Source organism: Rasiella rasia, assembly GCF_011044175.1.
Taxonomy (GTDB): domain Bacteria; phylum Bacteroidota; class Bacteroidia; order Flavobacteriales; family Flavobacteriaceae; genus Marinirhabdus; species Marinirhabdus rasia.
In genome coordinates, this window is the sequence record NZ_CP049057.1 from 1,124,118 (window position 1) to 1,139,518 (window position 15,401).

The following is a 15,401-nucleotide window of genomic DNA, read 5'->3' on the forward strand; positions in this document are numbered from 1 at the left end:
TTATGAATAGCGACTTCTTTTACATACATGGTATACAATCTATTTGTGTTATAGCCATACTAATTATTCTGCGCTGGGTCTTGGTGGTTGTAACCAAAAGAGCAGCTAGAAAATTTGAACGCGTAGAGCACCGTACTGGACTTATTGTTAAACATATAAATTACGCCACGCTCTTCCTGTTATCCTTATCTCTTGTACTAATTTGGGGAGTCGATTTTAAGAATTTTGGCTCGGTTATTCTTTCAGTTTTTGCTGTTATTGGGGTTGGTTTTTTCGCGCAATGGTCTATTTTGAGTAATATAACAAGCGGAATTATCATGTTTTTTATCTTTCCGTATAAGATAGGCGATTTTGTGAAAATTCATGACAAAGAGCATCAATATGAAGGAATTATAGACGACATTAAAACTTTTCATATCATTCTTAAAACTGACAAAGGCGAAACAATTACTTACCCCAACAGCCTGATACTCCAAAAAGGAGTAAGCGTTTTAAAACCAGATGAAATTAATCTTGCCGATTCGCTTTTTCATCCAGAGGCAACAGAAGATGAAAAGGAAGACAAAAATGTTAAAGAACAGCCAATAGATTAGCCCGATATAGCATTTTAGGTATATTTGATTACCATTGAAAAACTCCTACCAATGCTAAAAAAAATACATGTATTGCTACTATTTTTTGTAGCTGGATTTACCATTTCTTTCGCACAACAACCAGCCAAACCAACTGCTTCAGAACTATATCACAATTTACAAAAGGTTAACTTTTTAGGTTCTGCACTCTATATTGCGGCACACCCAGACGATGAAAACACACGTCTGATTTCATATTTGGCAAACGACTTAAAAGCGCGTACCGCATATTTATCACTTACCAGAGGAGATGGTGGCCAAAACCTTATCGGTCCAGAAATTAGAGAGTTATTAGGCGTTATTCGTACACAAGAATTACTGGCCGCGCGTCGCACAGATGGTGGGCAACAGTTATTTACACGCGCTAACGATTTTGGGTACTCTAAACATCCAGATGAAACCTTAGCGATATGGAATAAAGAAGAAGTGTTAAGTGATGTTGTTCGTGCTATCCGAAAGTTTAAACCAGACGTAATAGTAAATAGATTTAACCATCGAAACCCAGGTTCTACTCATGGGCACCACACCTCATCTGCTATGTTAAGTGTTGAAGCTTTCGATTTGTTAAACGACGCTACAAAATATCCCGCTTCTGCAGAAACTTATGGAACATGGCAACCTAAACGCCTTTTCTTTAATACCTCATGGTGGTTTTACGGAAGTAGAGAAAATTTTGAAAAAGCAGACAAGAGTAATTTGGTTGAAGTGCAAACTGGAAATTATTATCCACAACTTGGGCTCTCTAACGGAGAAATCGCCTCTCTTAGTCGTAGCATGCACAAATCGCAAGGTTTTGGAAGCACTGGTTCTCGAGGTGCACAAACTGAGTACTTAGAATTTCTAAAAGGCGATTTCCCGGATGATAACACTAACATTTTTGATGGCATTAACACTACATGGTCTCGCTTGGAAGGCGGTGCTGCCATAGGTGCTATACTAAATCCGTTAGCTGAAAATTTCAACTTTAAAAATCCGTCGGCAATGTTGCCAGACCTCATTAAGGCCTACGATTTGGTTAAAAATTTGAAAGACACACATTGGCGTGCTATTAAATTAAAACAATTAGAAACCTTGATACTTGATTGCGGTGGTATTTTCTTAGAGGCTGCAGCCAACACCAATGCAGTAAACCCTAACGGTTCTTATGATGTAACACTAGAGGCAATTAATAGAAGTGAGTTTCCTGTAGTAGTTACTGGTATTAAAAGTAAAGATGGCTCGGTTTTACTAGCCCTAAATGAAACCTTAGCACCTAACGAAAAGAAAGAATTTGAACTTACAATAGAGAAAGCTTCAACAAAGATATCGGCACCGTATTGGCTCAATGAACAAGGAACACTTGGAATGTACAAAGCTCCTGAAGCCATGATAGGAATGCCCGAAACTCCAACGCCAGAACAACTAATCTTCGATATACAAATACAGACGACGAAACTAAATGTTGTACGAGATGTGGTATACAAATACACAGACCCGGTAAAAGGAGAAGTCTATCAGCCCCTAGAAATATTACCTGCTGTTACTTCTAGTATTCCAGAAAAGGTTTTAATTTTTTCTTCGGAAGCTTCTCGCGAAATACCAGTAATTGTAACTGCCGGACGAGATAATATTACGGGCACTGTAACCCTACAACATCCTAAGGGATGGATTGTTTCGCCATCGCAAGGCGTTTTCAATATTAAAGCAAAAGGTCAAGCACAGACACTAAAATTTACAGTAACTCCGCCTAAAAATCAAAGCGAAGGCGCGCTTACTTCTTTAGTGCAACTAGGCGATCAATATTTTGAAAGCGAATTGATAACCATTGATTACGATCACATTCCGTATCAACGGGTGTTATTACCAAGTCAGGCAAAAGTTGTGCGCATAGGCATTGAAAAGAAAGGTGAGAATATTGGTTATATAGAAGGAGCAGGAGATGCTATTCCGCAGAGTTTAAAAGAAATTGGATACAATGTAACCACTATTAGTCCAGATGCTATCACTGCTTCAAATCTAAAGCAATTTGATGCTGTTGTGGTTGGTATAAGAGCCTACAATACGGTTCCCGAGCTTGCTTTTAAGCAGACGGCATTGAATAGCTATGTAGAAAATGGCGGAACGCTATTATTGCAATACAATACAGCACACCGTATGGTAACAAAAGATATTGCGCCATATTCAATTACTTTATCTCGAGATCGTGTAACAGATGAATTTAGCGACGTCTCTATTTTGGCACCAAAGCATACCGTTTTAAACAGTCCGAACAAAATTACACAAGCCGATTTTGAAGGTTGGGTACAAGAACGCGGTTTGTACTTCCCAAGCGAATGGGATGATGCCTTTACCCCTATTTTGGGAATGAACGACAAGGGTTATTCAGAAACCAAAGGTTCTTTATTAGTAGCTCCCTTCGGAAAAGGTCATTATATTTATACAGGTTTAAGTTTTTTTAGAGAATTACCTGCTGGTGTGCCTGGTGCGTATCGATTATTCGCTAACTTATTATCGATTGGAAAATAAACGACATGAAAACAGATGAAATCGTTGAACAAGTAAAAGACAAATTTGTCTGGAAATGGAAGTACACCCTTGTATTACTTTTAAATGCCGGATACATTGTATTATTCTACTATCTAATGAAAAACTATACCTAAAATGCATAATTACGATTGGTATGTACTTATTGGCACACTACTTTTTATTGTGCTTTATGGAACCTACAAAGCACGTGGGAGTAAGAATGTGACCGATTACCTCAAGGGCGGTAACGATTCTAGATGGTGGACCATCGGGCTTAGTGTTATGGCAACCCAAGCCAGTGCAATTACCTTCCTCTCAACTCCCGGACAGGCATTTCATAGCGGAATGGGGTTTGTGCAATTTTATTTCGGCTTGCCCATTGCCATGGTAATTATATGTTTGGTATTTATTCCAATTTACCATCGCTTAAAAGTATTTACAGCATACGAATATCTAGAAACACGTTTCGATTTAAAAACACGAACGCTCACGGCAATTTTATTTTTAGTGCAACGCGGGCTAGCTGCCGGAATCACCATTTTTGCTCCCGCCATCATCTTATCTGCAGTTTTAGGATGGAATTTACTATACCTAAATATTATTATCGGTGTACTTGTTATTATTTACACAGTGAGCGGTGGTACTAAAGCGGTATCTGTCACCCAAAAACAACAAATGGGAGTTATCTTTCTAGGAATGTTTATTGCGTTTCTAATAATTCTGAATTACTTACCATTAGATATTACTTTCAACAAAGCACTTGAAATTGCTGGAGCTAGTGGCAAGATGGATGTATTAGACTTTTCATTCGATTTTAACAATCGATATACTTTTTGGAGTGGTATTATTGGAGGTACTTTTTTGGCCTTGTCTTACTTTGGAACCGATCAGAGTCAGGTGCAACGATATCTATCAGGAAAGTCCGTAAAACAGAGTCAGATGGGTTTAATCATGAACGGACTCTTAAAAGTGCCTATGCAATTTTTTATTCTTTTGGTTGGGGTTATGGTATTCGTTTTCTATCAATTTAACGCATCACCACTTCATTTTAATCCGTCTGCTGTAAAAGATGTAATGAATAGTGAATATGCATCAGAATATACGGCTCTTGAAGATGAAAAAGCAGCAATCGACCTTGCCTTAATCAAGGCACAAAAAGCCTATTCAAAAACTAAAGTTTCCGCAGAGCAAGAAGCACTAAGCAAACAAATTGGAACCCTTCAGCAAGAAGAAGAAGGACTTAGAGAACAATCTAAAGCCATTATTAAGAAAGCAAACCCAGATGCAGAAACTAACGATAAGGATTATGTGTTTATACATTTTATCTTGACAAACCTTCCCCGTGGGCTCATAGGCTTGTTACTAGCGGTTATTTTAAGTGCTGCGATGTCTTCTACAGCTTCAGAACTTAACGCATTAGGATCTACGACAACAATCGATTTGTATAAGAGGAATAGACCTGGGAGAACAGACAAACAGTATGTAAACGCAAGTAAATGGTTTACCATGATGTGGGGAGTAATTGCCATTCTCATTGCTTCGGTGGCAAATTTATTTGAAAATTTAATTGAATTGGTAAATATTATTGGTTCAATTTTCTACGGAAATGTTCTAGGTATTTTCCTGCTAGCCTTTTTTATCAAATACATAAAGAGCAACGCTACTTTTATTGCAGCACTCATTACACAGGCAATTGTAATTGTTGTTTGGTACATGGACGTTATGCCGTATTTATGGCTTAATGTGTTTGGTTGTATTTTGGTTATTAGTATCGCTTTTTTAGTACAACTTATCATTGGAAACAACACCAAAAAATCTATAACTAGTTAAATTTCAGTACATTTAGAAGTCTAAATAATACTTCCATGAAAAATTTTGACTGGACACAATTTACCCGTAAAATTGCCATAGAGGCCTCTCTACAAGAAATTTACGATGCTTGGACAATTCCAGCTGAACTAGAACGATGGTTTTTAAGCGATGCTTCATTTCTCACTTCGGAAGGTGAAGAACGAAACAAATCTGAATCGATTCAAACTAACGACACCTACGCTTGGAAATGGTATTTGTGGGAAGGAACCGAAACAGGAACCATACGCACCGCAAACAAAAAAGACACTATTGCCTTTACATTTGCCGCAGACGACTGTATTGTTACAGTTTCGCTGAAGCCATACAGCAAAGGCACGATTGTTTCACTGCATCAGGGAAATATACCCACAACAGATAAGGACAAAGAAACTATTAGATTAGGGTGTGACAGTGGCTGGTCTTTTTTTCTAGTTAACCTTAAGTCTGTTTATGAAGGCGGTTTAGATTTAAGAAATAAAAATCCGAAGTTGAAAAAGATGCTGAATGCTTAATCGGGCAAATCTTTCATAAAAAGTCTAGCCACAACGGCGTAGTATAAATTCTTTTTTGGCAGTCGTTTCCCTCTATGTCGCGCCAAACGTATACGATGGATTGTATAGAAGATTCCAAGAACAACTAGAATAGCTATAATAAAGATGAGGAAGTAAGCCACAATATGAAGTAATAGTTAGACAATGATAAAGAAATACATACGAAAAAACTAATTTTCTAGATTTCTAAAATTGTCTTTATAGTAAGGTTGCTTGCTTTTTCGCCAACTCAAATTCTGTAACCATTTCATTTACAATTGTTGCGGCTGGTTTTATGTCGTGAATGAGTCCAGCAATTTGACCAATTTCTAACTCGCCATCTTCTAAATCGCCTTCAAACATACCACGCTTTGCCCGTGCACGTCCTAATAATTCAATTAATTGCTCCTTTGTAGGATTGGTAGTATAAAGCTCCATTAATTCGTTAAAGAACTTGTTCTTCAACATGCGAACTGGGGCTAACTCTTTTAGCGTAAGTAGCGTATCACCTTCTTTAGCAGCAACAACCATCTTCTTAAAGGCTTGATGCGCGCTACTTTCTTCAGAAGCCACAAAACGACTTCCTACTTGCACCCCGTCTGCTCCAAGAATCATGGCGGCTAACATTCCTTTTCCGTTGGCAATTCCGCCAGCTGCAATAAGTGGCACTTTAATTTGCTCTTTCACCATTGGGATTAAGGTGAATGTGGTGGTTTCTTCTCTACCATTATGTCCTCCTGCTTCAAAACCTTCGGCAACGACGGCATCTACGCCAGCTTCTTGAGCTTTTAATGCAAATTTCACGCTACTCACTACGTGCACCACGGTAATACCATGATTTTTTAAATGTTGCGTATATGTTTTAGGATTTCCCGCAGAAGTGAACACAATTGGAACGCCTTCTTCAATAATTATCTGGATAATTTCTTCCAGATTGGGATATAGCATAGGAACATTAACACCAAATGGTTTATTGGTTGCTTTTTTGCACTTCACAATATGCTCGCGAAGCACATCTGGGTACATAGAACCCGCGCCTAATAGTCCGAGGCCTCCAGCATTGCTAACGGCAGAAGCTAACCTCCAACCACTATTCCAAATCATTCCTGCTTGAATAATTGGATATTTTACGCCAAAAAGATCTGTGATTTTTTGCTGCACTACTGCTTTAAAATTTTAAAGTTATTGCTAGTACCTTCTCCTGTTACCTTAGCGATATACATTCCTTCGGAAAGTTGCGACACATTAACTCGGTTGCCAGTGCTTGTAATTTTTTGTTGAAGTACTCTTTTCCCTAAGACATCATAAATTGAAACTGTAGCTTCTTCGATAGTTTTTGGAAAAGAAACATTCATGACGTCTCTAACTGGGTTTGGATACACGGCAAAGTTTTCTTTTAGAACTTGCTCTTCTATAGCTAGAAGTTGTAATGCGTTGTAGGCATCTTCGAAGTTTGGTATTCCGTATCCCATTTCGTCTGTGGGATTGTTAAACAAGTGAGCCGATTCTCTAATTACCTGCATTATTACATCGTTTCGTACTTCTGGTCTAGATTCCCAAAGGCTTGCCACAGCACCAGCCATAATTGGCGAGCTAAAGGAAGTACCATTATTGAAGGTAACATCTCCATCTTGGTCTACAACTGCAGCATCTAAGCCCTGTGCCATTACATCTGGCTTAATTCTTCCATCTACGGTTGGGCCAATTGAGCTAAAACCAGCATAATCACCACTAGAATCTACAGCACCCACCGTTAAGACTCCTTTCGAATCACCAGGAGTGGCTACAAATGTAAATCCGCCTCCATCATTTCCAGCTGAAGTAACTAGCAGCATTCCTTTTTCAAAAGCAATATTCCCGCCACGCGCAGCGATGGTTGTTTCACCATCTAAATCTTCGTAGCTATGATCGTAATTCGGATTATCGTAGTCTTGATATCCTAATGAAGTGTTTACAACATCTACTCCAAGGCTATCGGCTCTTTCTAGCGCTTCTACCCACCATGCTTCCTCTACGGGGTTTTCGGTAGGTGCAAATTCAGTTCTAAACAAATAGAAAGATGCTTCTGGTGCCGTACCTACAAAATCCTGGCTTCCATCTAAGAATGCACCAATATTACTAAATGTTCGGGCACCATGCGAGCCTGTACCGTCTACATTGGTTTGTCTTTCGGCAAAATCGTATGTCCCTAACAAACGTCCGTCAGATACTACATCAGAAAAGGCGTTATTAGTAAATACATTAGGAAACCCGCTATCTAAGACAGCGATAACCATGCCCGTTCCAGTAAAGTCCTCTTCGTGTAAGAAATCGGCGCCAATCATTTCTGTTTGGTTGGCAGCAGCTCCGTAGTTATAGGTTACTCTAGATGCTTCATTTTCGAGTGCGAATTTATCTCTTTGTTTCTTCTGAAAAGGTCTACGATTTAACGTCTTATCTGCAAATTCAACATCAGATACCGAAGCTAGACTAGTTAACCCATTTATAGCACTTTCTGAACCTCTCACGTAAACAGCATTAAGCCATTTGCTTTTTGCATGTACCGTAATTCCTGGCTGATTTTTTATTTCGGTAATATACACTTCATTTACGGGTACGTCTCTTTCATCGATAGCGATACCATGCATCGCCTTACGATCAAGCGCGTCTTGCGTAAGAATACTAATAGGATTGGCAATTGAAGTTGCAACATCTGCCTTGTCTACAAAGAAAACGAGCGCGTCTTGTTGCGCCATAGCCGTTGTTGAAATTACAAAAGATAGGAGTACAAATATTTTTTTCATAACAATTATTTTTTTTTAAGATATCACACCGCTTCCTAGTAATTCATCGTCTTGATACCAAGCAACAAACTGGCCTTCGGTAATTGCGTCTTGTGGTGTTGTAAAGATAACATATAGTCCCGAAATTGTACGGTGCAATGTAGCTTTCTGTAAAGGTTGTCGGTATCTAATACGCGCCATTACATCTAAGGTTTCATCTATAGCCAATTCTAGGTCTTCGCGAACCCAATGAATTTCTTCCGCTTTCACAAAAAGACCGCGTCTGTATAACCCAGGATGGTTTTTTCCTTGCCCTGTGTAAATTACATTCTCTTTTACATCGGTTGCGATTACAAACAATGGTTCTTTTTTACCTCCAACAGCTAACCCTTTACGCTGACCGTTGGTGAAATAATGTGCTCCCTGGTGCGTACCAACAACTTCGCCATCTGTTTTTTTATACTCAAATTTTGCTGAAATTTCGGCTAACGTTCCTTCTTTTGAAGCAGTTGTATATCCTTCAAAATCTGAAGCTACCTCAACAATAGCCCCTTCCTTGGGTGCCAATTGTTGCTGTAAAAATTCTGGAAGCCTTACCTTTCCTATAAAACACAATCCTTGTGAATCTCGTTTTTCTGCAGTCACCAAATCTTGCGCTGCCGCTATTTTTCTTACCTCAGGCTTCAACAATTCTCCAACAGGAAATAAGGTTTTAGCTAATTGTTCTTGAGATAACTGACATAAAAAATATGACTGATCTTTGTTAGGATCTTTTCCTGCAAGTAACTGATGTACTTTTGTTTCTTTTCCATTTTCATATACAACCTTCGTGGAAGTACGACAGTAATGCCCGGTAGCAACATAATCTGCACCTAGCTCTAACGCAATTTTCATAAAGACGTCAAACTTAATCTCTCTGTTACAAAGCACGTCGGGATTAGGTGTTCTACCCATTTTGTATTCACGAAACATATAATCTACAATACGCTCTTTATATTGCTCGCTTAGGTCTACGGTTTGAAAAGGAATGTTTAGCTTTTGCGCCACCAACATAGCGTCGTTACTATCGTCTAGCCATGGGCAGTCGTTAGAAATAGTCACAGAGTCGTCGTGCCAATTCTTCATGAACAGGCCAATAACTTCGTATCCTTGTTTTTGTAATAAATAAGCAGCAACACTGGAGTCTACTCCGCCGCTTAATCCTACTACAACACGTTGTTTCTTTTTCATCTCATTACAAAATTACGGAAAGAGCACGTATCTCTACCGTCATTAGGATTTCAAAATATAATTTAGCTATCGGGTTCTTCTATGACGAACACTAATTTCCTCGTTTCTGAGGCTTCGGATACGTTTCTTCTAACTCTAACTTACCGTCCTTGAAGTACTGCCACAAGCCGTGCTTTTTTCCTTCTTTGTAATGGCCTTTTATAGTGACGTTACCGTTAGCATCGTAAAACTCTGCCGGACCATGAAGTTCGTTGTCGTGATAGATTAGCTTTTTGAGCAAAACACTTTCTGGAGAATAATAATTATTAGCCCCTTGTTTTATGCCCTTTACATAAGTAATTTCTTCGGTTATCTTTCCGTCGGGATAGTAGGTAACCTGAACCCCGTCTAATTCTCCATTCACGTAGGTTTCTTTGCTCATGGGTTGCTTAGACTTCTCATGAAAATAAAGCCATTCTCCTACTCTATTTTTACCTTCCATCATTCCTTTACTCACTAATTTGCCCTTGGTGGTAAAATAAGACACTTCGGCACGTGAATCTGTATTGTTGAATTCCTTTACCGTAGAAGGGTTTGTTCCACAATCTTGGCAGTAGAATTTAAAGGTTCCTACTTCTTTGCCATGATTAAACTGCCCTTCGTATCGAAGTTGTTTGGTTCCTGGGTAATATTTTTTCCAAACACCATGACGCTTTCCAGCTTCATCCATTTGGTTAAACTCACCTTGCGCAAAACTAGAAGGTATTGCTACAAGTGCAGCAAGAAAGAAAATTATTGAAAATTTCATAAAACAATTCTTTTTACTATCAACGTTATTTTTGAAGTTCTATTGAACATCCTACACGTCATTTTTCAAAAAGAGTGCCAAAGCTACTTTGTTTTGAACAAAACTATTTCTTCTTTTTCTGAGCTCTTTTTTGTTCTTCGGCTTGCTCCATCATATCTGCCATTTTTCGTTGAAAACGATTCTGCTTCTTTGGCGTTTTCTTTTTTACCTGAATTTGAGCATGAATTTTCTCTTCATCTATGATATAATTCTTAATTACCAACATAATACCAATGGTAATTAAGTTAGAAACTAAATAGTACAATGAAAGACCACTTGCGTAGTTGTTAAAAAACACTAGCATAAACAATGGTGACAAGTACATTAAAAATTTCATGTTTGGCATACCTGGCTGTTGCTGTGCCTGCATGCTTTGCCCAGCACTCATTATCATATACGCGCCAATAGCTATAGACGCCAAAATTGGAAATAAGCTAACGTGATCTCCATAAAAAGGAATACTAAACCCTGGAGGGAACTCGTAAATAGTATCGTAACTACTTAAATCTTCTGCCCATAAAAAGCCTTTTTGCCTTAAATCGAATGCCATTGGGAAAAATGTAAACAAGGCATAAAACACCGGAATCTGCAATATGGCAGGCAGGCAACCTTTTAACGGACTTGCACCAGCAACATTTTGAAGTTTCATGGTCTCTTGTTGAATCTTCATAGAATTCCCTTCATGCTTCTTTTTAATTTCGTCAATTTCTGGCTTTAATACCTTCATCTTTGCCTGAGAAAGATATTGCTTGTACTGTACTGGCGACAACGCTAGTTTAATTAAAATAGTTAGTACAATAATGGCAATACCCGCTGGTAAAAACCCACTCAAGAAACCAAACAATGGTATGATTATGTATTTATTAATCATCCCAAAAATTCCCCACCCAAGTGGTAAAGCTTCGTCTAGATTTCTATCATAATCATTAAATATCTGATAATCTGTTGGGCCGTAATACATGTTCATGTTTTCAGCCAAAGCACCTCCCTTAGGTTCAATGAGCATTTTTGCCCCATAGTTCTTGGTGTACACCGTATCTATGTCTTCATCTTCTACTAAATCTTGTGACGTAAATGTAACTTCTTTAAACGGCGTATCTGTTAACAGCATAGAGCTAAAAAAGTGCTGACGGAAATTCATCCAATCTACATTCTTTTCTACTTCATCATCTTCGCCAGTAGGGTCTAGTTTACTGAAATCTTCATCATCATGCTCATACGTTAAACGTGTGTATCTATTTTCATATGAAATACTCTTTGCCTGACGAAATGCCTTTAGATTCCAATTAAGGTAAATAGGTTGCGAAGTATCCATCACGCCGTCTAAGCCTTGCGACTTTAGACTAAAATCTAGCATGTACTGCCCAGGAGTTAATTCGTAACGGTATTCGACATAAGCATCGGGTCCCGTTTTTAGTTTCATCGATAACACATTGTTTTCACCACTTTTGCTTACCGACGGCTCAAAATAAAGATCCCGAGTATTTAAAAGTCTATTTTCAGCAGTAAACTGTAGATTGAAATCATTATTGCCATCTCTAATTAATGTAACATGATCTCCTTTGTATGTTGTGTGATCTTTAAGCTTCGCCTCGACAATATACCCACCTTTATTGCTCACCTTTAGTTGCAACACATCATTTTCTATAGTAGTGGTTGCATCTGTAGCAGAAGCCAACGTACCTGAATACGCAAAAGAACCTAGTCTGTTTTTAAGATTTTCAACAGCAACAGAATCTGTAGCAGACGCCGTATTTATCTCGGCTGGCGTTACTGTTATTTCTTTAGTTGACTTATCTGTAGCAGTTTGCGTACTGTCTACTACTTGCTCTGTATTGGTTGTTTCTTGATCTGGTTGTTCATCACTATTCATATAAAGCATCCAAATAAGGATACCTCCAATAAGTAAAAAACCAATGAGTGAATTTTTATCAAACTTCTTTTCTTCCATGCTTGTGCCGTATTTCGACTCCGCTTTATAAGTTATGCGGGTATCTTTTAAATCTTTAGTTTCGGTTACAACAACTTAGCCTAAGTGTGTAAACCGACATATTGTCTTATTTATTTTGAATGTTGGTGTGCTGCTTTTACAAATGCTACAAACAACGGATGCGGATTGGCAACCGTACTTTTATATTCTGGATGGTATTGTACACCTACAAACCATGGGTGTTCTGGTATTTCAACAATCTCAACGAGTCCCGTTTTTGGGTTAATTCCTGTAGCTCTTAATCCTGCTGCCTCTAATTGTTCTCTGTACTGATTGTTGTACTCATACCGATGGCGGTGACGTTCTTGAATGATATCGTCTTCATATACATTGCCAACAATACTATCTTCTTCTAGAGCACAATCCCATGCCCCTAAACGCATAGTCCCACCCATATCTGTAATACTTTTTTGTTCCTCCATTAAATTAATAACGGGGTGGTCTGTATGCTTACTCATTTCACTAGAGTTTGCATCTTTTAAACCCAATACATTTCGGCTGTATTCAATTACTGCCATCTGCATTCCAAGGCAAATACCTAAAAATGGAACCTTATTTTCACGCGCATACTGCACGGCTTCAACCTTCCCTTCAATGCCTCGCTCACCAAAACCAGGAGCGACCAATATTCCGTCTAAGTGTGCTAATTTTTTTGCAACATTAGAACTATCTATATGTTCAGAATGCACAGAAACAACCTTTACCTTAACCTCGTTTTCTGCACCTGCATGGATAAAAGATTCTAGAATAGATTTATAACTGTCCTGAAGTTCTACATATTTACCGACAAGTCCGATAGTAACTTCTCCTTTCGGGTTTTTAAGTCGGTTAAGAAACATATTCCAGTGATCTAGGTTGGGTTCACTATCTGCTTCGATATTTAATTTTGAAAGCGTCACTCTATCTAGCCCTTCTGCTAGCATCATGTTTGGGACGTCGTATATGGTAGAAGCATCAATTGACTGAATCACAGCTTCTTTTTTAACATTGCAAAACAACGCTAATTTTTTTCGTAAATCGTCACTTAATTCATGTTCTGTACGGCACACCAAAATATCTGCTCGAATACCGCTTTCCATTAAGGTTTTAACAGAGTGCTGTGTAGGTTTCGTTTTAAGTTCACCCGCAGCAGAAAGATAAGGAACTAGTGTTAAGTGAATTACAAGCGCATTATCATCACCTAATTCCCACTTTAATTGTCGAACCGACTCTATATAAGGTAACGACTCTATATCACCAACAGTTCCTCCTATTTCGGTAATAACAATATCGAAATCGCCACTTTTACCAAGAATTTGAATACGTTCTTTAATTTCGTTTGTGATATGAGGAACAACCTGTACTGTTTTTCCTAAAAACTCACCTCTGCGTTCCTTTTGTATGACACTTTGGTAAATTCGTCCGGTAGTTACATTATTGGCTTGAGAAGTAGGAACATTTAAAAAACGTTCGTAGTGTCCTAAATCAAGGTCGGTTTCGGCACCATCGTCAGTCACGTAACATTCACCGTGTTCGTACGGATTTAAAGTTCCAGGATCTACATTAATATACGGATCTAATTTCTGAATGGTCACACGATACCCTCTGGCCTGCAGTAATTTGGCTAGCGACGCTGCGATAATTCCTTTACCTAAAGATGAAGATACCCCGCCCGTAACGAAGATGTATTTTGTAGTACTCATGAATGCTCTTGCTATGTTAGCTATACGGGATGCAAAGGTAGCGATTTATTGATACAGTATCTTGAATTTTAAACAGAAAGTTAAGCGTCAATTTGATTACTAGTTTTCTAGTCATTTTTATTGAAAAACAGTACTTTGGTAGTATGGTTTTAGATACACTAAAAAATTGCGACACCTACAGCAAGCTACATCACAGAATGGAAGCTGCTTTTCAGTTTTTACAGAAAGAAGATCTTCAACAAATTGACGAAGGCACCTATGAAATTGACGGCAAAGATTGTTTTGCGATTGTAATGGCATACACCACGAAACCAAAAGAATCGGGGTTTTCTGAAGCGCATTACAAATACATAGATATTCACTACACCATTTCGGGCTCAGAAAAAGTTGGTGTTGCTACCCTAGAAAAGCAACAACCAACCGAAGTGAACAAAGAAAAAGATTACGCTTTTTATAATTGTAAAACACAAGATTTCATCCTCCCCGAAGGTTCTTTTATGGTTCTTTTTCCGCAGGATATCCATCAAACAGGAATACAGATTGAAGGTCCAAAGTCTTTAAAAAAAGTAGTTGTAAAAGTTAATGTTCAATAAATGGGCCCAATAACGGTTCTAAGCCGTTTACTTTTATTTCGAACATTTCTTGCATCATGCGTCCCAATTTTCCCTCAGGAAATCCTTTTTGTTGAAACCATACAAAATAAGCCTCGGGAAGGTGCAACAACCGTTGGTTTTTATATTTACCAAATGGCATCCTATAATTTGCTAGTTCTTTTAAATGGGCAGGGTTGGGAAAGAGTGGCTCGCCCTCAGGATTTCCAGCGGTCATAAGCTTGCAATTCTTGGGCTACAAATTCGCGCCATTGTAATTCTGCGGTTTTATTCTTAGAGTGTTCGCTCTCTTCGTCGTATTTATTCTGCATTGCTTGGCGCGCCTTTTCAATAACTTCATACAAGGCATTTACTTCTTCTTTGGGATTGTTAGAAAACGTTGTTTCTGCCATTGCCTTACGCAGTTTTCTTGCAAACAATTCTGAAATATCAAAATGTGTTTGCTCATGCTTTAAAATATACGGTGTTACTAAATCGGGTTTATACCAAGAAAGTTCTGGATAAAAATTACAGAGCACTTCATAATCCATGGTCATCTTTCCGTTTCTTGTTTGATAAGAGAAAGAAAATGAAATACCGCTATTGGTGCTGGCAACAAAGTCGTCACCCCTATTGGGTTCACCTTGAAAATCGTTCCAGGTAAGTTGTCTGTTTTCATTCCATTGCATTTTTACCAAGTCGGCCTCTGCAGTGACAAGGAAAAAACAAAACAACATAGATACCAAAAATTTCATATTTGTAGTAACGTGCTAATTCAAAATTTATTGGATACTGAAACTAAA

14 protein-coding genes are annotated in these 15,401 nt (G+C 38.4%); 6 read left to right on the plus strand and 8 right to left on the minus strand.

Annotation, left to right across the window (positions count from 1 at the left end; genetic code table 11):
• Positions 1–2: 2 nt before the first annotated feature.
• The 5 genes from G5B37_RS05140 to G5B37_RS05155 are packed head-to-tail and all read left to right on the plus strand — an operon-like array spanning position 3 to position 5,500.
• Positions 3–593, plus strand: a complete 591-nt coding sequence (locus G5B37_RS05140; protein ID WP_164678996.1) for a mechanosensitive ion channel domain-containing protein — start codon at positions 3–5, stop codon at positions 591–593.
• 51 nt (positions 594–644) lie between these two features.
• Positions 645–3,137: a PIG-L family deacetylase gene (locus tag G5B37_RS05145; RefSeq protein ID WP_164678997.1), complete on the plus strand. Its 2,493-nt coding sequence runs from the start codon at positions 645–647 to the stop codon at positions 3,135–3,137.
• Between the two features lie 5 nt (positions 3,138–3,142).
• A complete protein-coding gene (locus G5B37_RS15160; RefSeq protein ID WP_263649848.1) occupies positions 3,143–3,271 on the plus strand; it encodes a hypothetical protein in 129 nt (42 codons plus the stop codon).
• Position 3,272: 1 nt separating this feature from the next.
• Positions 3,273–4,967, plus strand: a complete 1,695-nt coding sequence (locus G5B37_RS05150) for a sodium:solute symporter (RefSeq protein ID WP_164678998.1) — start codon at positions 3,273–3,275, stop codon at positions 4,965–4,967.
• Between the two features lie 35 nt (positions 4,968–5,002).
• Positions 5,003–5,500, plus strand: coding sequence for an SRPBCC family protein (locus tag G5B37_RS05155; RefSeq protein ID WP_164678999.1), 498 nt, complete (start codon positions 5,003–5,005; stop codon positions 5,498–5,500).
• Between the two features lie 237 nt (positions 5,501–5,737).
• Here G5B37_RS05155 and G5B37_RS05160 read toward each other — a convergent pair whose 3' ends face one another.
• The 6 genes from G5B37_RS05160 to G5B37_RS05185 form a co-directional block, all read right to left on the minus strand.
• Positions 5,738–6,679 (minus strand): NAD(P)H-dependent flavin oxidoreductase, encoded by a 942-nt coding sequence (locus G5B37_RS05160; protein WP_164679000.1) that lies wholly within the window; start codon positions 6,677–6,679, stop codon positions 5,738–5,740.
• Positions 6,679–8,301 (minus strand): S8 family serine peptidase, encoded by a 1,623-nt coding sequence (locus G5B37_RS05165; protein ID WP_164679001.1) that lies wholly within the window; start codon positions 8,299–8,301, stop codon positions 6,679–6,681. The genes G5B37_RS05160 and G5B37_RS05165 overlap by 1 nt, the downstream gene beginning before the upstream one ends.
• A gap of 15 nt (positions 8,302–8,316) precedes the next feature.
• Positions 8,317–9,510, minus strand: coding sequence for a tRNA 2-thiouridine(34) synthase MnmA (mnmA, locus tag G5B37_RS05170; protein ID WP_164679002.1), 1,194 nt, complete (start codon positions 9,508–9,510; stop codon positions 8,317–8,319).
• A gap of 91 nt (positions 9,511–9,601) precedes the next feature.
• Entirely contained in the window at positions 9,602–10,297 is a 696-nt protein-coding gene (locus G5B37_RS05175) for a toxin-antitoxin system YwqK family antitoxin (protein ID WP_164679003.1), read from the minus strand.
• A 103-nt stretch (positions 10,298–10,400) separates the two neighbouring features.
• Positions 10,401–12,287: a membrane protein insertase YidC gene (yidC, locus tag G5B37_RS05180; protein WP_164679004.1), complete on the minus strand. Its 1,887-nt coding sequence runs from the start codon at positions 12,285–12,287 to the stop codon at positions 10,401–10,403.
• 110 nt (positions 12,288–12,397) lie between these two features.
• Positions 12,398–14,008, minus strand: coding sequence for a CTP synthase (locus G5B37_RS05185; RefSeq protein WP_164679005.1), 1,611 nt, complete (start codon positions 14,006–14,008; stop codon positions 12,398–12,400).
• Positions 14,009–14,151: 143 nt separating this feature from the next.
• Between G5B37_RS05185 and G5B37_RS05190 the strand changes: the two genes are divergently transcribed.
• Positions 14,152–14,601 carry a YhcH/YjgK/YiaL family protein gene (locus G5B37_RS05190; RefSeq protein ID WP_164679006.1) on the plus strand — a complete coding sequence of 150 codons (450 nt, stop codon included), beginning with the start codon at positions 14,152–14,154 and terminating at the stop codon, positions 14,599–14,601.
• Here G5B37_RS05190 and G5B37_RS05195 read toward each other — a convergent pair.
• Positions 14,588–14,836: a DUF3820 family protein gene (locus tag G5B37_RS05195; RefSeq protein WP_164679007.1), complete on the minus strand. Its 249-nt coding sequence runs from the start codon at positions 14,834–14,836 to the stop codon at positions 14,588–14,590. The two genes, G5B37_RS05190 and G5B37_RS05195, sit on opposite strands and share 14 nt — an antisense overlap.
• The gene (locus G5B37_RS05200) at positions 14,817–15,353 is read right to left on the minus strand and encodes a DUF922 domain-containing protein (RefSeq protein WP_164679008.1); all 537 of its coding nucleotides are present in this window, start codon (positions 15,351–15,353) and stop codon (positions 14,817–14,819) included. The genes G5B37_RS05195 and G5B37_RS05200 overlap by 20 nt, the downstream gene beginning before the upstream one ends.
• Positions 15,354–15,401 lie beyond the last annotated feature (48 nt).

What these genes read in the sequence shown, in the direction of transcription:
- G5B37_RS05140 (WP_164678996.1), top strand. Translation starts at nt 3, where the DNA reads ATGAATAGCGACTTCTTTTACATACATGGTATACAATCTATTTGTGTT.
- G5B37_RS05145 (WP_164678997.1), top strand. Translation starts at nt 645, where the DNA reads ATGCTAAAAAAAATACATGTATTGCTACTATTTTTTGTAGCTGGATTT.
- G5B37_RS15160 (WP_263649848.1), top strand. Translation starts at nt 3,143, where the DNA reads ATGAAAACAGATGAAATCGTTGAACAAGTAAAAGACAAATTTGTCTGG.
- G5B37_RS05150 (WP_164678998.1), top strand. Translation starts at nt 3,273, where the DNA reads ATGCATAATTACGATTGGTATGTACTTATTGGCACACTACTTTTTATT.
- G5B37_RS05155 (WP_164678999.1), top strand. Translation starts at nt 5,003, where the DNA reads ATGAAAAATTTTGACTGGACACAATTTACCCGTAAAATTGCCATAGAG.
- G5B37_RS05165 (WP_164679001.1), bottom strand. Translation starts at nt 8,301, where the DNA reads ATGAAAAAAATATTTGTACTCCTATCTTTTGTAATTTCAACAACGGCT.
- mnmA (WP_164679002.1), bottom strand. Translation starts at nt 9,510, where the DNA reads ATGAAAAAGAAACAACGTGTTGTAGTAGGATTAAGCGGCGGAGTAGAC.
- G5B37_RS05175 (WP_164679003.1), bottom strand. Translation starts at nt 10,297, where the DNA reads ATGAAATTTTCAATAATTTTCTTTCTTGCTGCACTTGTAGCAATACCT.
- yidC (WP_164679004.1), bottom strand. Translation starts at nt 12,287, where the DNA reads ATGGAAGAAAAGAAGTTTGATAAAAATTCACTCATTGGTTTTTTACTT.
- G5B37_RS05185 (WP_164679005.1), bottom strand. Translation starts at nt 14,008, where the DNA reads ATGAGTACTACAAAATACATCTTCGTTACGGGCGGGGTATCTTCATCT.
- G5B37_RS05190 (WP_164679006.1), top strand. Translation starts at nt 14,152, where the DNA reads ATGGTTTTAGATACACTAAAAAATTGCGACACCTACAGCAAGCTACAT.
- G5B37_RS05195 (WP_164679007.1), bottom strand. Translation starts at nt 14,836, where the DNA reads ATGACCGCTGGAAATCCTGAGGGCGAGCCACTCTTTCCCAACCCTGCC.
- G5B37_RS05200 (WP_164679008.1), bottom strand. Translation starts at nt 15,353, where the DNA reads ATGAAATTTTTGGTATCTATGTTGTTTTGTTTTTTCCTTGTCACTGCA.